Origin of the sequence: Myroides odoratimimus (assembly GCF_038039805.1) — a bacterium.
GTDB classification, from domain to species: Bacteria; Bacteroidota; Bacteroidia; order Flavobacteriales; family Flavobacteriaceae; genus Flavobacterium; species Flavobacterium odoratimimum_B.
This window is the reverse complement of record NZ_JBBPHK010000007.1, coordinates 1-20,837: the sequence shown is the minus strand read 5'-3', so window position 1 is coordinate 20,837 and position 20,837 is coordinate 1. Positions and strand designations below refer to the sequence as shown.

The 20,837-nt window shown below is 33.2% G+C and carries 8 protein-coding genes; 6 read left to right on the top strand and 2 right to left on the bottom strand.

What is annotated here, in order from left to right:
- Positions 1–7: 7 nt before the first annotated feature.
- Positions 8–535: an NADPH-dependent FMN reductase gene (locus AABL85_RS07370; RefSeq protein ID WP_286415835.1), complete on the bottom strand. Its 528-nt coding sequence runs from the start codon at positions 533–535 to the stop codon at positions 8–10.
- A gap of 428 nt (positions 536–963) precedes the next feature.
- On the opposite strand from AABL85_RS07370, the gene AABL85_RS07365 reads away from it, so the two are divergent.
- The 5 genes from AABL85_RS07365 (at position 964) to AABL85_RS07345 (ending at position 16,166) form a co-directional block, all read left to right on the top strand.
- Positions 964–3,480 (top strand): hypothetical protein, encoded by a 2,517-nt coding sequence (locus tag AABL85_RS07365; protein ID WP_341309659.1) that lies wholly within the window; start codon positions 964–966, stop codon positions 3,478–3,480.
- Positions 3,481–3,499: 19 nt separating this feature from the next.
- Positions 3,500–6,013, top strand: coding sequence for a hypothetical protein (locus AABL85_RS07360; protein WP_341309658.1), 2,514 nt, complete (start codon positions 3,500–3,502; stop codon positions 6,011–6,013).
- 327 nt (positions 6,014–6,340) lie between these two features.
- Positions 6,341–11,062 (top strand): hypothetical protein, encoded by a 4,722-nt coding sequence (locus AABL85_RS07355; protein WP_341309657.1) that lies wholly within the window; start codon positions 6,341–6,343, stop codon positions 11,060–11,062.
- A gap of 21 nt (positions 11,063–11,083) precedes the next feature.
- The gene (locus AABL85_RS07350) at positions 11,084–13,657 is read left to right on the top strand and encodes a hypothetical protein (RefSeq protein ID WP_341309656.1); all 2,574 of its coding nucleotides are present in this window, start codon (positions 11,084–11,086) and stop codon (positions 13,655–13,657) included.
- A gap of 58 nt (positions 13,658–13,715) precedes the next feature.
- On the top strand, positions 13,716–16,166 hold the full coding sequence (locus AABL85_RS07345) for a hypothetical protein (protein ID WP_341309655.1): 2,451 nt from the start codon (positions 13,716–13,718) through the stop codon (positions 16,164–16,166).
- A 101-nt stretch (positions 16,167–16,267) separates the two neighbouring features.
- Here the strand turns inward: AABL85_RS07345 and AABL85_RS07340 are convergent, their stop codons facing one another.
- On the bottom strand, positions 16,268–18,394 hold the full coding sequence (locus tag AABL85_RS07340; RefSeq protein WP_341309654.1) for a M3 family metallopeptidase: 2,127 nt from the start codon (positions 18,392–18,394) through the stop codon (positions 16,268–16,270).
- A 332-nt stretch (positions 18,395–18,726) separates the two neighbouring features.
- On the opposite strand from AABL85_RS07340, the gene AABL85_RS07335 reads away from it, so the two are divergent.
- Entirely contained in the window at positions 18,727–20,718 is a 1,992-nt protein-coding gene (locus AABL85_RS07335) for a S8 family serine peptidase (RefSeq protein WP_341309653.1), read from the top strand.
- The last annotated feature ends 119 nt before the right edge of the window (positions 20,719–20,837 follow it).

Below are 20,837 nucleotides of genomic sequence, written 5' to 3'. Positions count from 1 at the left end.
TAAATACTTAAGAAAGTTGTTGTTTAAAACTATTAATTTTCTCTGTTAATTGAGAAGCTAATTCAGGTTTATTAATTGTTCCATTACTAAAATTATCTTGAAAACTTGGTAATGAAAACTGACATTTGATATTCCCTCCAAAATAAGGAAATATACTTGAAGCACTATCCATGACAGATTGTCCTCCACGCGGACCAGGTGATGTAGATAATAACATCATTGGTTTGTTTTGAAAGAAATTTTTCTCCACTCTGGATCCCCAATCAAATATGTTTTTAAAAGCAGTACTAAAGGTACCGTTGTGTTCTGCTAATCCTATGATAATAGCATCAGCATTTTTAATAGCATTATTAAAGTCTAGTGCTTGCTGAGGTACACCTTGGTTATTTCTGTCTTGAGAATAAATAGGCATTTCATAATCGTTAATGTCTAGTATACTAATGTTGTGTCCTTCCAATTGATTGACAACACTTTTAATTAATTCTAAGTTTATCGAAGTACTGCTATTAGTAGCAGCAAAAGCTAGTATATTCATCTTGTAATCTTAATGTTTTGATGTGACAAAGATAGATGATGTTGGTTCTTCAAAAACTTAATGTAGAATAAGAAAAATAATGATTTTAGATATAGTAATAAACAAATAATCGATGAAGTTGATTCTTTTAAAGTATCCTAAAAGGATACTTTGTTAGTAATAAAACTACTAATGAATAAATGGAATATACATAGTAAGTGGTTTAATAGTAGTTGCTTATGTTTTTTTTAAATTCAAACAGGATTGAGCTTTTGTTAGAAGTAAAAGTAATATTGTTTAATTGTTATTGGTAAATATTTTGTATTTGTTGTTTTTTAGTGAATTTTATAAAGTTAATTAGTTTATATTTTAATCAATTATTCTAATTGTTGTTTATAAATTATTATTTGTATTTATTTTTAACTTAAGTTTGTCTTAAAATATGGTTAATGAAAAGAAGGATATTATCTGTTACATTTCTTTTGGGGGTTATAACAGGATACAGCCAGACAAGTATAGGTACAAAATTGCCAGATAAATCTGCGATGCTTGAGGTTAGTTCTGATCGCAAGGGAGTATTAATTCCTCGGTTATTACTTAAATCAGTGAGCGATCAATCCACAGTAGCAGGGTATCCTTATCCTGAGGGCTTATTAGTTTATCACAGCGGAAATTCATTTCTATCTGCGGGGTTTTATTATTGGGAAAATAAGCGTTGGAATATTCTTGTAACCAACGAAAATATCAAAGATTACATTACTGAAGTGGTTCCCAGTGAAGGACTGCAAATTGTAAAGGTAGGGGATGATTATGTATTTAAATGGAAAGATCAGTTTAATGCTGCTCAAGAGTTTTCTATAAGTGATGTTGTCAAAGCTTTAGAACAAGTCACCTCTTTGACATCTACTAATAAAGAAGGGGGAGTAGCACTGATCTATAAGGATGAGGAGGCTCAGAATACGACCATTGATTTAGCACCCTTGTTAACAGGTAGTTCAGAATTTCAAAATTATATTAAGTCTTTTATACAGCAAGAAGCTATTAAAGAGACTACAACAGACATAGTATCTACTTATGATGCAAAGTATAAATTCTATAATGAGAATCGCCTGTCTTTAAATTACACTCCATTAGAAATCGATGTAATTAAGGATTTGGAGAACAATTTTAGTAGTTTTCTCAATAATGAAAATGTTAAACGAGGTTTTGAAGAACTTGCTCTTTCTGCAGAGGATAAGAAATTGACCTTTGAGAATGGCAAGTTTTGGGTTACTACTTTAACAGATAAAAAATTAGAAAAGAAAGAGGTCGATTATAAAGAGTTGTTTGACTTTAAGGAAACAGCAACGAGTATACGCTCACTTAAAGACGAACAGGGAAAAGATACTATTGGATTTGAATATATAGAAGAGAATAACCTCTCTTATAAGATCCATGTCTTAGGTGATATTGTCAATAGAAGTGAGGAAATATTTGATAATGAGTATACTCGTGAAATAGTAAAGAATGCTCGGAAAAATAATGCCCCAATAACAGTAGAAGTTGTAAATGGTAGTGATATTAAGTTTACTTGGAAAGATAGTAATAATCAGATAAAGACTTTTTTGCTATCAAATATAGTAGATAACGAACCTACATTAACAAAGTTAGAATCAACTGGAATTGGATGGGATACTTCAAATTATTATAATTTAAAGTATTTGGATGAAAAGAAGAATACTAATTTTATTTATTTTAGTGATGAGATCATTGAAGCGAAAGATTACTCTACTTACTTACAGGGGGTAGGAAAAGACCCCTTGCTTGTGGTACAGTACGAAAAGTTTTTAAAGATGATACCAAATTCATCTTACTTTTATTATAGAGATCCTACTAAACCATACGTGCCATATAAGTTTAAAAATTGGTCACTTGATAGTATGAATGATAACACCATAATGGATGTACTCAATGATTTTACAAATAATTCAGAGGTTGTCTTCGATGACGCTAAAGTGCAGAGCCTTCTTTCAGATTTTTTTTCAAAACTAACAGTTCTACCTGAGAACTTAGTGTTATTTAAAGATGATAGTTTTAAATATTATGTAATAGAAGATAATAAAGATGTCTTTCTACCAGTCAATATGAATATGTTAGGACAAAACCAGACTTTCTTTAGAAAAGAAGAAACGAATAATTATCCTGTAGACTATGTTTATGTAAATGAGAAAAAGAAAGAATATCCACTAAGATCTCGTGATGCCGTAAAGTCTTCTATAGATAGAATATTGAGTGTTCCTAAAGTCTTAACTGCTATTGAAAGTGGTGTTGACGGCATAGAAAGGCGACCAAAATTCTTTGTGGAGAATGGAGAAATAGGGTATGAGTGGATAACTATGGATGAGTATAGTGAAGATATTAGTTTTATCACTAAACGAAGACTTTTAAAAGAAGTTTACCAAATGTACAGAAAGGTAAAAATGCTTAGCGCTCATCAAGGGATATTGTATTTGGAAAGTGAAAGCTTGGCCTATAATCAAGGAGAATTGGCAAAAAAATTGACGGAAAACGAAACCTTACGCGAACAAATTCAAGGATATATTGATCAAGCAAAAGCGAAGTTAAAGACGACCAATGTTGATCAGCATCGAGAGAGTACTAAACTAGTTAATCAGTCATTAGACGAGTATTTGTTGGATGGAGAAAGTTATGTGGGAGAGATCAATAACCAGCAGAGATTTAGGTATATGGAGAGAGTGGTAAAGCAAAGTGATACTGATGACTTGGTTTTAGCTAATTGGAAAGACGGCTTGCCATTAGAAGTAAAAATAATCAATGAAGATTCTAATTTGATTTACAATAAAATAGAGTTAGTAAGTAGTTCAGGAGATAAGGCTAAGTTTTTTTTAAAAAACGCAAAAGACTCTGATAATACAATACCCAAAGGTAATTATTATGTGATAATAGATTATCTAAAAAAACAATAGATATTAAAGGTTGATACGTATGAAGTTAAATATATTACCAATGTTGTTCTTGTTGGGAACAATAACAACACAAGCTCAAATTGGAATAGGGACAGACTTGCCCCATCCTAGTGTGCAGTTAGAAGTACAATCTACAAAAAAAGGGGTCTTAATACCGAGAGTCACACTGAGTTCAGATACAGATATTACAACGATAGATGGAGCTCCATATCCTGAGAGTTTAATTGTCTATCATTTAGGGACGCCTTCATTAGATGCCGGGTTTTATTGTTGGGAAGGTAAGAAGTGGAACACTCTCGTGTCAAATTCAACTATTCAAAAATATATTGCATCCTCAAAAACACGTGCTATTAGAAGTAATAGTGTTTCAGGAGAAGTGAGAGTAGAGCAAAATGGAGATGATTATATTTTTCATTGGAAAGACGAGAATAACTTAGATCAGCATTTTAGTATTTCTTCAATTGTGAATAATCTCCAAAATTTGACTTCGTTATCTAGTTCGGCTGAGGAAGGAAAAGCTCAAATTATTTATAAAGATGAAAAAGGAGATAAGACAACAATTGATTTAACGGACATTCTCAAAAAAAGTACTGTTTTTGAAAAGTATATTATAGATTACGTTAATCAGGTATCTAAAGAAGAAACCATTACTGAAATTGTACCTGATGTAGTGGATAATGTTAGAACAGGAGTGTATTACTATTATAATGAAAAAAGAGATAGTGATCCCACTTATGTACCCACAAAGCTTAATGTGATCGGAGATGTAGCAACTAATTTTGGAAAGCTATTGGAAGTTCCAAATGTAAAGAATCAGTTTGATCAATATTTTAAAAGAAATCAAGAGGATGCTGTAACTTATTTTGGAGGTAAGTTCTACGTGACCAAAAAAGATAACAACAATTACCAAGATTTTTTAATTATTGCTTCTGATATTGAGGATTTAAAGGAGACTAATACAGAGTTGTCAGCCATTGTTGATCGAGATGGAAAGTACACAGGTCGCTATAAGTATGTTAATGAAGAAAAGGAGGTATTTACTTTTGATATCGTACAAGATGTGATAGAGAATAGTAAAACAATTTTTGAACAGAAATTAGTTAAAGATGAAATTATCAAGTTGATTGAAAAAGAAGAAGGTGAGGTTTCTATTAAAGAAGAAAAGGGTAAAGTGTACATAACTTGGAAAAGCGATAGTGGAGAAATTGAACAAATTAACTTGACGGATATTGTTACGGGATCTGAGACTTTGACCTCCTTGAAGGTTGTAGGTCAAGAGGATGGTGTGATACTTACTTATAAAGATGAAGATAGTAATGAATCGAAGTTTAATTTGACAGAGATGTTCTTTAAAAATCCTCGCTTTAAGGAAAGTATGATGGAGGAAATGGGGGCTTTTGCCTCTTTAGATCTGATTGTATCGAAATTAGAACCTGAGTTAAATGATGATGGTGAACATTCAGGGGTATATAATTTTTACAATAAGAAAGAGGAAGATGGAGAAGAGGTACCCACTGTAATAACTGTTGTAGAAGATGTTAAGAATAATTTTCAAGACGTTTTAAAAGATAATAAGGTACAAGAACAATTAAAGAAGTTTACTTCTCAGAATACTGAATGGGTAGAGAATAGTATTGTTTATAAGGATGATACTTTTTATGAGGTCGTTAGAAAACAAGGGAATTTAGAATTAAAAGAGATTAAAGTTAATAATCTTGTCGAAACAGATACGAGTATAGAAGAAATACGTGAGAATGGTGAATTTACAGGGAAGTATAATTATATAAGTGAAAGTGGTAAAAAGTATGAGATAGACTTGGTACAGTCTTTTATAGATGGGAGCTATGAAGTTTTTACGGCACCCCCTATGAAAAGTTTATTGGAGTATATAGTGTCTGATATTGAAGAAAAGAAATTAGAACAAGAGGGATATGTGAAAGCTTATGTAAGTAGTGGTGAATTAGGTTTTATATGGAAGGGAGAAAATGGTCTTCAGGAAAGTAAGTTCTTACCTACATGGATAAGGGAAATGGAAACGGTAACTGCAATAGATGTGTTTAATACACCAGATAAAAAGACTACTAAGCTTACCTTTAAAGATGAAAATGCTGATGTTCACGAATTTGATTTGTCTAAACTAATTGCAGAAAGTTATGACTTTCAAGATTATATCAAGGAGTTAATCGACGGAACTTTTAATCCGAATGATAATCATCTGAGGAGTGCAAATACCTTAGGTGTTAATGAGAAGATTCAAGAGGATGAGGTAGTAGGTAAGTGGATAGATAAAGATCTACTGAGATATGCAAAGCGCCTAAACGTTGCTACTGATTTTAATGTAGTAGAATTTGAAAAAGAAATAGGAGGATTAATTGTTAATTTTCAACTGATTAACGAGACAACTAATGCTGTTACAAGAGATTTGTTACATAAGAAGGTGAATAATGGCAAGACGTATATCACAGTGAATGATATTGATAGTCAGAAGTTACCTGCGGGGAGTTATTACGTTGTCATTGATTACGTGAAGTAATGACTCTTTAAATAGTATTTTTATTATAATGAAGAGAGATTTCTAGATAGAAATCTCTCTTTTTTTATTTATAACTTTTTCTAGACAGATTGTGTATGTATGTTCTTTTAATTGTAATTTTTATTATATAAGCAGTTAAAGGAGTGTAAGTTTAGTTTTTTTTTATCCGTTTTACTGTATAAGTAAATATTTTTAATTTATTTTTTGTTTTTTATGTATTATGTGTTGTTATTTTGATTTACTATATGTGTTTTTATTTGTTTTATGAAAAAATAACATGTATTTACTATTATTTTATGTTAATTTTGTATGTAAATAAAATATACTATGAAAAAGAAAATTATTCCATTATTTGTACTGTTTGGTACTATGAGTCTCTATGCACAAACAGGTATAGGTACTCCGCTACCTCATGGAGCTGCTGAGTTAGAAGTTTCTTCAAACAATAAAGGTATGCTGATTCCACGCTTAGAACTTAAGAGTGAAACAGATAAGACAACTATTACAGGCGGGGATTACCCGACTGGTTTAATGGTATATCATACAGGTAATACTACTTTAGAAGCAGGATTTTACTTTTGGTCAAATGCTAAGTGGAATGCTTTGGTTTCAAATAGTACATTATATAAGTATATTAAAGAAACAGCTCAAGATGGCAATGTATCAATTACTAATGAAGGTGATAATAATTTTACTTTTAAATGGATTGATAAATCAACTAAAGAGGAGAAAGAGGTTTCTATCAGTGATTTAGTAAAAGAGTTTGAAACAGTGACTACTTTAGCTCCTGGTACAGGTACTGAAAAGGCTATTTTAGTTTATAAAAATGAGGATAGCACAACACCTGATACAGAAATAGATCTTACAAAACTACTTAAAGATAGTAAGGAGTTTAATGAGTTTCTGAAAGTATTCGTTAGTTCTGCAAGTATCACCGAAACAGAAACAAGTATAATTGCTGAGATGAATGGTACTAAAAAGACTGGTGTCTATAAGTACTATAACGAAAAGAGAGCAGATTCGAATTATGAGCCTGTAGAGATAACAGTAGTAGATGATGTGGTAAACAACTTCGAAACTATTGCTAATAATCCAACTTTCAAGAAAGAGTTAAACAAGTACTTCACAACTAATCCGCCAGCAGGAGGAACAGTTACATATACCTTTGAGAATAACAAACACATCTTTAATTATACAGATAAGGATGGTAACCCTCAGACTTTAGATATGTCTAAGGTAGTTAAGGATTACGAAACTTTAACTACGATAACATCAGATACAAAAGGTACCTATACATATAAAAATGAGGCAGGAACAGATGTTAAGATAACAGTAGTAGATGATGTAGCGAATAACTTTGATACGATTGTTAAGAATCAAAAGTTCAAGGATGTAATTAATAATTATTTAAAAGATAACGCAGAAGGAAATGTTACTTATGAAGGCGATAAATTCTATTTTGTGAAGAATGAAGGAGGAACTATAACGAAAGAATTAATCGATTTAAGTACGCTAATAGAAGAGACAGATACGCCTATTACTGCTACTTTAAAGGATGTAGGAGGAAAAGATGTTCGTACAGGGGAATATAAATACAAGTCTGAAAAAGGTACAGAAATTACCATTAATGTAACAGAGGATGTAGCGAATAACTTCGGTGATGTTATTAATAATGAAGATGTTAAGAAGATATTTAATGATTACTTTACAGCTAATCCACCAGCAGGAGGAACTGTGACATATAAATTAGATGGTGGTAATCATATCTTTAATTATACAGATAAGGATGGTAAGCCTCAAGTTTTAAATATGTCTAAGGTAGTTAAGGACTACGAAACTTTAACTACGATAGTATCAGATGCTAAAGGTACCTATACATATAAGAATGAGGCAGGAACAGATGTTAAGATAACAGTAGTAGATGATGTAGCGAATAACTTTGATACGATTGTTAAGAATCAAAAGTTCAAGGATGTAATTAATAATTATTTAAAAGATAACGCAGAAGGAAATGTTACTTATGAAGGCGGTAAGTTCTATTTTGTGAAGAAGGACGGAGATACTATTACCAAAGAATTAATCGACTTAAGTACGCTAATAGAAGAGACAGATACGCCTATTACTGCTACTTTAAAGGATGTAGGAGGAAAAGATGTTCGTACAGGGGAATATAAATACAAGTCTGAAAAAGGTACAGAAATTACCATTAATGTAACAGAGGATGTAGCGAATAACTTCGGGGATATTATTAATAATGAGGAGTTTAAAAAAGTATTCGATACATATTTAACAGAGAATGTAGAGGGTAATGTTACCTATGAAGGCGGCAAGTTTTATTATACAATCAAAAATGGTGATACGTATGAACAAAAAGAAGTTAGTATAGAAGAAATCATAAAAGACAACTCTTATCTATCTTCTTTAGTGTTGACAAACGCGACTAATGCGGACAATGTAAAAGGAGTATTTACATTTAATGATGGTAAAGCAGGGTCAACATCTGTCGAGTTTGCAGAGACATTAACTTCGATCACAAAAGGTACAGAAAATGGTAAACAAGGTAATTATATAGCTTATAATTACAAAGATGAAACAGGTGCAAATGATGCAACTACGCAAATTACAGTTACTTCAGATGTGATTAATAGTTTTAGTGAGATTATTAAAGATCCTACAGTAAATAATAGTTTAAGTGCGTTTATTTCAGGTGCAACAGGTAGTGTCACTGTATCTAAGAATGGCAATGGAGATGTTATCATTGGATATAAAGAAGATAATAAACCTGTAACTGTCAATTTAACAGAGCTTATTGCTGAAAAGCAAACAGAAACAAGTATAATTGCTGTGATGAATGGTACTAAAAAGACAGGTGCCTATAAGTACTATAACGAAAAGAGAGCAGATTCGAATTATGAGCCTGTAGAGATAACAGTAGTGGGTGACGTAATGAATAACTTCGAAGATATTATCAACAATGAAGATGTTAAGAAGATATTTAATGATTACTTCACAACTAATCCGCCAGCAGGAGGAACAGTTACATATACCTTTGAGAATGACAAACACATCTTTAATTATACAGATAAGGATGGTAACCCTCAGACTTTAGATATGTCTAAGGTAGTTAAGGATTACGAAACTTTAACTACGATAACATCAGATACAAAAGGTACCTATACATATAAGAATGAGGCAGGAACAGATGTTAAGATAACAGTAGTAGATGATGTAGCGAATAACTTTGATACGATTGTTAAGAATCAAAAGTTCAAGGATGTAATTAATAATTATTTAAAAGATAACGCAGAAGGAAATGTTACTTATGAAGGCGATAAATTCTATTTTGTGAAGAATGAAGGAGGAACTATAACGAAAGAATTAATCGATTTAAGTACGCTAATAGAAGAGACAGATACGCCTATTACTGCTACTTTAAAGGATGTAGGAGGAAAAGATGTTCGTACAGGGGAATATAAATACAAGTCTGAAAAAGGTACAGAAATTACCATTAATGTAACAGAGGATGTAGCGAATAACTTCGGAGATGTTATTAATAATGAAGACGTTAAGAAGATATTTAATGATTACTTCACAGCTAATCCACCAGCAGGAGGAACAGTTACATATACCTTTGAGAATAACAAACACATCTTTAATTATACAGATAAGGATGGTAACCCTCAGACTTTAGATATGTCTAGTATAGTAAAAGAGTATGAAACAAAAACTGCTGTAACAAAATTTGATGCTACAGGAGCTCAAGTTGAGAATTCAGCTAAACCTGCAGATGGCTTTACTTATTATAAGTACGATAATGAAACACCAGAAGCTAGATATATATCAGTTTCAGAAGATGTAAGTAATGACTTTGCCACAATTGTTAATACAGGTACGAATAAAACAATTATCGAGAATATCGCTAAAGATGTTGCAGGTCCAGGTGCCGTTTCAAGTATGAAAGTAACGCCTGCTGCAGAGAATGCAGATGAAGTGAAAGCTGGTTTTACTTTTAATAATGGGAAAGCAGGAGAAGCAGATGTTAAATTTGCAGAGACATTGACTAATATTGCTTTAGAAAAATATAAAGTGTTTGTATATAAGGAAGTTAATGCTCAAGGAGAAGAAGAGGTAACATATGTTTACGATAACGCTCTAACAGATCCTGGAAATAAGGTATTGCATGATACATATGAAGCTAATAAAATTGTTTATGAGAATGAGAAAGGCGAATTAGTAGAAGTGAAAGGTAGTGATTTAATGCGTCAGATTAAACAAGGAGAAAATCCAGATCCTAATGGAGGTTTGGAAACTCTGACTTCTCTTTTGTTTATTGAAAATTATAAAGAAAATGGTCCATGCTTAGTGTATGTGGATGAGCTGAAACAAGAGAGTTTTATTAGAATTGGAGATATGTTTAAACAATCTGAGACGATTACAACTTTAGAAATAGACAATACTAATCGCCAGATTACTTATACCAACGAAACAGGTATACCTAAAACTGATACTTTTGACGATTTAGTGCAAGAACCATGGTACGTTGCAAAAACTTCTACAAATGATGTTGCAAAACAAGCGACTAAGAATAATCAAGATATCTACACACAAGGTTGGGTAGGAATTGGCTATGATAAAAAATCTCCAAATGCTGATAATATCAATGAGAAATTACGTGTTAATGGTAGTATAACTGCAACTAATAGTTACTATGCCGATTACGTTTTTGAAAGCTACTTTGAAGGATATTCTAATTTGAAATACGACTATAAGTTTAATGATTTAAGTAGCGTGAGCGATTTTATTGCTTCAAATAGACACTTACCAGGTATTACACCAATAAGTGATTTGGAAAAAACAGAAACAGGTTATTCGTTTAACGTTTCTGAATTATCGATCCAATTACTGGAAAAAACAGAAGAGTTGTTCTTACACGTTATTGAGCAACAAAAAGAGTTAGATGCAAAAGAGGGACGTATAGAGGAGTTAGAATCAGAAATATCTGACATGGCTAAGCGTTTAGAAGCATTAGAAGCATTATTAACGAAGTAATAATTATTAAATTTTGTATTGATGAAAAGTAACTATATAAATATAAAACCGTTTCATTCGATTCTGTTGATAGTAATTACGTTGTTAATGAATGTAACACTATCATTAGGACAGAATCCGGTTAAAACTACTAAAATTACAGATGGTAGTATTGGAAGTGGTATAAATCAACCCGCGGTTGATTTTGCAATCTTAGAGTTAGAGAGTAATACTAAGGGGTTTTTGTTGCCGCGTATGACTACATCAGAACGCGATGCATTAACCGCTAAAATAACAGACAAAGACCGTGGAAATGGTTTAGCTATCTATAATATTACAGATGATTGTATTAATTATTGGAGCAAGACTGCTGGTGCGAAAAAGCCTGATGGATCTTTTGAGGGAAAATGGCTAAGCGTTTGCGGTGCATTGCCTCCTGCTACAGTAGAAATGAATAATTGTAAGGCTACATTGAATGCCAGTGGACAAAAAGAGCTAACACAAGGACGTAGTTTACGTGATACTGATATTTTATATGTATCAGTTAAGGTGATACATTCTGGTTCTTACACAATTAGTGCAGTATCTTCTAACGGTTACTCTTTTAGTAAATCTGGGGTATTTGAAACTCCAGGTGTGTATTCAATCGCATTAGAAGGATTTGGAACACCTATGGAAGCAAGTAGTGGAGAGGGAGATTTGGTTTCATTTACGCTTAATGGTAAAGCAGATCCTAACTGTTCTGGAACAAACGTAAAAGTTAAATCTTCTGAGATTGATTATGAAGTTTTAAGTGCAGCAAGTTTTAATTGGAATGCTTATAAAGGTATTGCTCTAAGTGGCGATGATAATAAGATTGAATTAAGTGTTCGCGTTACGACGGCTGGTTTTTGGAGAATCCAAAGTGAGAAAACAGACAATGGAATTAGTTTAAGTGGATCAGGAGAGTTTGACGATACTCATGTTGGAACAACACAAAAAATTTATGTTTATGGACAGGGTACACCTCAGAAAGCGGGTGTAAGTAACTTTAAGTTTGTTACTAACTCCAAAAATAATAAAGCACCTAATGTAACTGTTAATATTACGACTCTTGAAGCTTCATTTGAGTTAGCTTGTAGTGAAATGAGTTCTCAGTTTGTTGCAAGAGGTGATTATCAAGAAGGAATGACTTTAAGTCGTGGTAATTCGGTGACAATACCTGTAAAGGTTATTAATCCAGGGCCAATAGATATTGAACTAATAGGGTCTTTTACTGGTGGAAATTCTAGTCAAGAAGCTAAATTTAAAGCGACTGGTATATTTTTAGGGAAAAAAGGAGATATTCAAGAAATTACTTTAAGTGCTGATCGCATTCAAATTCCTTTAAATACAACGGCGATTACTTTTACATCAATGAAGCCTGAATCTGTAACAATGTGTTCTACAATGCCTACTGTACCCGTTAGAGAGCGATCTAAAGTGTATTCAGTGAATTGTGGTAAAGTAAGTGCTACGGGTACATATAAAATAGGACAGCCTTTAGTAGGTACGAAAGATGGAATCTTGGTTAGTGTTGATGTTGGCTATGCAGATAAATACCATATCAAAACGAATACTGTTAATGGCGTTTCTTTTGAAGGGTCTGGAACTTTTACAGATCAGGATAGAGCTGATGGAACAGTGAGAATTAGGCTGCAAGGTACAGGAACACCTGTAGATAATGGAGTTCATCATTTTGAGGTTACTTCTTTAGCGGCTGATGGTTCAGTATATCACGTATGTGAGGCTAGAGTAAACTTTGTAGGACCAACTATTAATGTATTGGCTGTGGGAACAATCGCTTATGCACCGACAGATGATGCTAAAAGATATGCTCCAAATGCTATTATACAAAATACTAATTTATTTGGACCAAATGGAAAAGTGAGCATTGAGAATATTAGAATCTTTAAAAATAGTCCCGTTTATAGAATGCCGGATAACCTGGCGAGTTATTTGAAGAGTAATGATATCGATATTGTGATTATAGGGTATCCAACACGATTTAGCGAATCAGACTTTATGGCTTTAAGAGATTTTATTAAAAATGATAAGGGAGCTGTTATTTTAGCAGATGAGTTAAACCTTAATAGGGCAGGAACTGGAACAGCTAATATGCTGGTTAATGCTCTGCAATTAGGTTCTACGAATGTACAGTCTACAAATGGAAGTGAAGCATTCACAATGGTTAATATTGCTAAATCAGATGCTTCAAATGACCCAATTATTAAGTCAACGGAATTTGGAAGTGTTAAGTATACAGGAAATGATGCTGCTGGAAATGGTTGGTATTTTAGTAATCTTAGTAAGAAAGATTATAAACCATTAATTGTAAGTAGTAAAGACGAAAATTGGATTTCTTGTTTTAGACATAATGAGTATGGATTTGTTTTTATAGGTGATGGTGGAGCTTTTTCAGGTAGCGAAGGAGGGCATCCCGATTTGACTATTTGGCCTGCTGCTTATGATAATAGTGGACGACTATTTTCTAAACCTTTCTTATATAGTGGAAGTAAGTACGAAGTTTCAAACAGTATTTTGTATGCTAATATGTTGAAATGGGCTATTGAATACGTATTAGAGCATAAGAAATAAACAAGGTAAATAATTTAGCTAGGGCATCTATGCCCTGGCTTGTTTTAATGTTTTATGTATGAAAAAATATAGTAAGTTAAAGTATATAATTAGAGGCCTATTTACCTTTATCTTTGCTTTTGGTGTGATTTTTAATAGTGATGTATACGCACAAGAAGTTACTCAAAGAACAGCTAAGGGTACACAAATATCCGATGATTCTACACCTAATTCTCTAGATCCCCTTTCTTTTAGTTTATTGGATTTGAGCTCTACAGAACGTGGTTTTTTGATGCCTCGACTAACCACCGGACAAAGAGATAATATTCCTAAACAAAGCTTAACTGCTGGTTTAGTTATCTACAATACAACAATTGGATGTATTGAGTTCTACAATACTAATAGACAGTTGTGGATGAATATGTGTGGTGATGTTGAACCTGCAGTTTTTACTATTCCTTTGGATAAGTGTAATGAATTAAAGGACAAGATTAGTGGAGATTACATACAAGGTGTGTTGTTGAACGAACGAAGAAATATTATTTCTTTAGAAGTCAATGTGAGTACTCCTGGTACATTCGAGATTGAAGCTATTGCTTATACTACTACTGGTGCAGAGAATGGTTATAGCTTTACGGCAAGAGGAGTATTTCCTTCAAGTGGTAACTTCCTTTTGGTACTCAAAGGAAGTGGTACACCTAAAGTAGGTAGTGCTGATACAAATGTAAAAGATACAATCAAATTTTTCTTAAACAAGAAGGAAGTAACTTGTCAAGTTCAAAATCACGTAAAACCTGACTTTGAGCCTTTACAAGCTGCTTTTGTTTGTAATGATGCTAATAATAAAATCACTGTTGAAGGAAAGTATAAAGTTGACGAACCTTTAAGTAGTGCAAATCGTATCATTGTACCTTTTACAGTAACTAAACCTGGTAGAGGAAAAGTGTTTGGTGATGTAAGTAAATCAGGTAAACAAACAGAAGTAATTAAGTATGAATCTGAAATGATTGATTTCAGAGTGACTGATGTAGGTAGGGTTCAGACTGTGGCTTTGTATCCAGTATATGGAACTGGTAAACCGACAACAAGTGGAAAACTAACTGGTAAGTTAGAACTTCGATCAAACGGAAAACACGATTATGATCCTTTTGTAGATCCTGTACCAGCTGTTGTAGAAAGCAGTTGTGGATTTACAATTAATGTGGAAAGTGATTTTGCTAAATATACCTTTCCATATTCTGATGTAATTTTTAAAAGTCCGTTTAAGTCCCTTACTGGTACCGGTGTTGATTATTATAAATCTTATATTACTCCACGTACAAAAATGGGAGCTAATGGAACTGATAAAATAACTCTTGAAATTGATGTTAAAGTTCAATCTGCGGGTGAATTTGAACTTTTTACAAATGAAATGAATGGAGTTTATTTTAAAGCGAATGATATATTTTCTACTGACGATATTGGTAAAACGATATCTGTAACATTGAAGGCTTATGGTGAATCAGAGAATGATTCAGATCCTTTGCAGTTTATTGTGATGGGTAAGAGTTTTGATGGATCTTCAGCCCAATATGGAGGTGAAGTGTATATAGATTTTGTTTATCAACCTATGAAGTTACTTTCAATTGGTAATCAAGCATGGCATCCTGCTGGTAAATTTAATGATGTGGATAAAGCATGGGATGGTTTAGGACACTTATTGAGTAATGAAAACCATTTTGCTTGGAATGGGAAGGTACGTGTAGATGGTTTTAAGATTTTTACATCTATTCCTAATGTAGGTGATGGTGTACCAACTTTTTTATTAGATTATATGGGAAGTAATTATCATTTGTTGAAAATAGATTTGCTAGAAGCAGATATGGTATTCATTGGTGGTCGTGGTCGTTTTGAGAATAATAGTAATGCACAATTATTTCCTAAAAGTGACGGAGCTTTACAAGCACTTGCTGACTATGTGATTAATGATGGAGGTGTTTTAGTTTATGGTGAAAGTAAATCAGAGTATATGGTAAGTTTAACTAAGAAATTTGGAGTGTCTTCTCAGATATCTGCGAATCCTGTGACGCATGCAAATGCGAAACCTGGTGGGATTTTTAGAGCTTCTTCAGAAGAGTCCAAACTTATTAGAGGTCAGGTTGGTAAGAATTTCTATAAGTATAAGAATGTACTTATTGATAATAGAAGAATTACAGGATCCAATCACGGTTCTGAGCATAATAATGCGAATATTTCTTTTGCTATAAATCCCATGTTCTATGAATCATTAATTAATTATGATAATGGTGGTACTTTAGCATTTAGACATACGGAGTATCCATTTGTAGGAGTAGGAAATGGCTCATTTATGGGAGGTAGAAGAAGTGGTAGTTCACTTGATGGTTATCCAGTAGGTGTTGATTCTAATAGGGAACCAGCTACAACTCGTAATACTAAGGGAGATGTCTACAATGCTTGGTTTGTACTTAATTTAATCCATTGGGCAATTGATGAAGCACAAGCAAACAAAACTAAAGGCTATTTTAAGTAAATAGGTTAAAGTAATAGACCAACTTATTACCTAATATAAAAGCCCCTCATTCTTAGAATGAGGGGCTTTTATGATAGTAATTACTTATAAGATGACTCTGATTACTTCTTCGTAAAACCAGAGTACTTTAATAAAGCATCTATTGTAGGGTTTTTACCTCTAAAGTCTTTATATAATTGATCTAATGGAACAGAGTTTCCTTTAGATAGAATCTTATCTCTAAAGATTTGACCATTTTCACGAGTCATACCACCGTTTTGAACTAACCAATCATAAGCGTCGAAGTCTAACATTTCTGACCACTTGTATGAATAGTATCCTGCTGCATATCCACCTGCAAAGATGTGACTAAAATAAGTAGATCTATATCTAGGAGGAACAGTAGGTAAGTCTAAACCATACTTAGCTAAGGCTTCTTTTTCAAAAGCAAGTACATCAGTGATATTCTTATCAGTAGACACAGTATGCCATTCCATATCTAATAGAGATGCACCTAATAGCTCTGTCATGCTGTATCCTTTATTGAATGTTCCTGCATTCTTCATTTTTTGAACTAAAGCATCAGGGATTACTTCTCCTGTTTTATAATGTTTAGCATAGTTCTTTAATACAGAAGGCTCGAATGCGAAGTGCTCGTGGAATTGTGAAGGGAACTCTACGAAATCACGTGACACACTAGTACCTGATAGAGTAGGGTAAGTTTGATTAGCAAAGAACCCGTGTAACGCATGCCCAAACTCGTGGAACATTGTGATTACATTATCTTGTGATAATAGTGTAGGTTGACCTTTCGCTGGTTTTGGGAAGTTACCTACATTGTAGATTACTGGAAGTCTGTTTAATAATTTAGACTGACCTACGATATTACTCATCCATGCACCACCGCGTTTAGAATCTCTTTGGTAGTAATCTGTGTAGAATAACCCTACTTGACTACCATCTTCATTGAAGATTTCGTATACTTTTACATCTTCTTGCCATACTGGGATATCTTTGCGTTCTTTAAAGCTAAGGCCATATAATTGCGTAGCCATATAGAACACGCCGTTCTCTAATACACTATTCATCTCAAAATAAGGCTTAAGTTCATTTTGATTTAAAGCATATTTTTCTTCTCTGATTTTCTCAGCATAGTAGTTCCAGTCAGCAGCTGTTAGAGTGAATGGATCTGCCTCTTTGTTAATTAATGCTTGGATATCAGCTGCTTCTTCTTTAGCTGCTCCTACTGCATAAGGGCTTAGGTCTTTTAGTATTTTAGTAGCATTAGTGGCATTCTGTGCCATAGAACCTTGTAGACTCCATTCTGCATAGTTATCGAATCCCATTAATTTAGCTTTCTCAGCACGTTTTTTTACTAGAGCTAAGATAGATGCTTTTGTATCATTATCATCTCCCTTTTCAGCTCTTATCCATGCTTGATCAAATAGTTTTTTTCTAGTTTCTTTATTTGTCAGTTTATCTAGATCTGGCTGTTGAGTAGTATTGTTTAATGCGATTACATAACTGCCATCTTCTTGTTTGATGGCATTAAGCTCATCATCAGATAATCCTGCTAATTCCTCTTTAGTAAACTTAACGCCACCTTGTTTCGTAGCTGCCAATAATTTATCCCCAAACTGATTGTTCAAAGTCGCAATGTCTTGGTTCAGTTGCTTTAATTTCTCTTTATCTTCAGGAGATAGATTAGCACCTGATTTTTCGAAGTCTTCATAGTATACATTTAACAGTCTATTCTGTTCTTCATTTAGATTAAGTGAAGCTTGATTGTCATGAAGTTTTTTAATTCGTTGAAATAGACCATCATTTAAGTAAATAGCATCGCGATGTCCTGCAAATTTAGGAGCCAACTCTGCGTTAATTGCTTTTAGTTCATCATTAGTATGAGCTCCTGTCAATAGACCAAATACAGAGCTCACTCTATCTAGTAATTCACTAGAGCGCTCTAGGGCTTCTAAAGTGTTTTCAAAAGTAGGTTCCTCTGTATTCGCTACTATTTTGTCGATAGCTTCCATCTGACGACGCATGCCTTCTAATAAAGCAGGTTTGAAATCTTTGTCTTTAATCTTGTCAAAGTCTGCTGTATAGTATGGCAATGTGCTTTCATTAAAGAAAGCATTACTTTCATTCCAATCTCCTGATGAAGCAGTTTCGTTCTTTACTTTATCACAAGAGATAGACAAAATCGATGCCCCTGTGACTACACCAAGTACGGTTTTTTTGATTTTCATAAATATTAAGGTTACTGTTAGATTTGTTCAAATATAAAGATTTATGTCTGATCCCACGACATCTGTTCTATACATTATACCGCATTGTAGTTAGGGTAGGTGAAGAGTGTGGATGTCGATTCAGCTATATAACCTTGTTTCTAAATGGAGAGATATGTATCTGAAGTAGCTTAGAAAGATATGTTTTATTGAGTATTTAAGGTATATTTATACTTCTTTTTTAGATAGATTATTTATTTTGGTTGTATTTTTATATTCAAAATAATAGTTTTTTTAGAACACAATTATATTTTGGACTTCTAAAGAATATAATTCTAACCACATTGATATTGATGAAGGATGTAAGAAGTATAGTATATGCTTTATTATTTAGTAGTTCACTGTTTGCCCAAAGCCCTCAATTGCGAAGTGAGATTAGTAATCAACAGAATGAGCAGAAGAACAGAGAGCTTATTCAGCAGTTTAGCAGAGAGGTAATGTCAGATAAAGAAGCTGTATTGCGATTTCAGCAACAAAATAATGTTTCTACTAAAGGAGTTTATAAGGATGGACGTATTTATCAATTGAGAAGTATTGATAGTGGAGATATTCCCATTTATTATGTTACTCAGAATGCGTTGTCACGTAGTCTTACAGGTGTAAATAGTATTGCGAAAGGGGGGAGGCAGAGTGTTAATCTCCAAGGTAGAGATATGATTATAGGGGTATGGGATGGCAAACCCGCTTTTGATCAACATCAGGAGTTTAAGAATATGGCTGCAAGTCGTGTGATTTTAAAAGACCAAGATAGTAATATTGCCAAACTTAATAATGATGAGTTAGATCGCGTTGAGCAGGGAAAGAATCATGCGACTCATGTAACAGGAACTTTGATAGCAAGTGGAGTTTATGCTCCAGCTAAGGGGATAGCTCCTGAGGCTAGTGTATGGAGTTATGATTGGAATAATGATATAGTAGAGATGGCCTCAGCAGCACAATCAGGTTTGTTAGTATCTAACCATTCTTATGGGATAGCTGCATTAGATGATGACGATATACCGCTTGTTCCTGCAACATATTTTGGATATTATAATAAAGATGCTTATCAGTTGGATAAACTTACTTATACTTACCCTTATTATCAACCTGTAATATCAGCAGGGAATGATAGGGAAGATTTTGCTGTAATAAATCCTACTATGAATGGCAATGATCTATTATTAGGGAATACTAACGCAAAGAATGCAGTGGTAGTAGCTGCAGTAGGATTAGATAGCTCTGATAAATTAAGTATTGCTAAGTTTAGTAGTTATGGTCCTACTGGAGATTTTAGAATTAAGCCCGATATTGCTGCTCCAGGAGTAAAGATTATATCTTCAGGATATGAGTTGCCTAGATATCATCATGCTAATCCTACAGTAGGTATATATAAAGAGATGAGTGGTACATCTATGGCTTCACCTGTCGTATCTGGTATTTTGACTCTTTGGCAACAAGGATATATAGAAGTATATAATTTTCCGATGCGCTCTGCTACGTTAAGAGGACTGATGACGCATACAGCAGAGTATCTGGAAGAAAAATACCCAACGAATAAAATAGGTTGGGGAATGATTAATGCAGAGAGGGGAATACAATTCATTAAGAATGTAAAAGATGAAAGGGCTGTTCTAAAAGAAAGTGTTTTGCTTAATAAAAAAGATTTTAAGTACAAGTTTAAATTGAATAATCCTTCAGATAGATTATTAGTTACATTAAGCTGGACAGATATCGAAGCGCTAGTTGATTCAAGAGAATTAAGTGGAAGTTTTAAGCATAATAAACTTATCAATGATTTAGATATTAGATTGTATAAAGATGGAGAAGAGTATTTTCCATGGTATTTAAATAAAAATAGTGATAATCTAATTGCTTTAAAAGGAGACAATGATGTCGATAATCTGGAAAGAATAGAGGTTATAGACCCTGATGCAGGAGAATATGAAGTAGTGGTGAGCCATAAAGGTAAATTGTCTTATGGTAGACAGGACTTTAGTCTATTAATCAGTAATGATGATTTAGAAGGAATAGAAAAAGTAGCCAGTACTACAGGAGTAGATCCTCAAGATATAGTGATTTGGCCAAATCCTGTTGAAGATATTGCAAATGTAGAAGTGACCAAGGATAAAGTATTTACTGTTTCTGAGGTAGAAGTTTTTGATTTAAGTAATCGATTAGTAAAACGATTTAATTTTACAGCGACTAATCGTGCAGTGATTGATATGAGAGAATTGAAAAGAGGAATATATTTATTGAATATAAATGTAGGAGGAGAACGGATTAGAGCAAAAGTATTAAAGAAGTAAGAAATAATATTAGATAATTTTACAGCCCTGGCTTATACAGTCTAGGGCTTTTTTGTTGCTGTACTTTAATTAGTCTTGTTCAAGAGTGCTACAATATCTGTTCAATATTGCTTCAATAA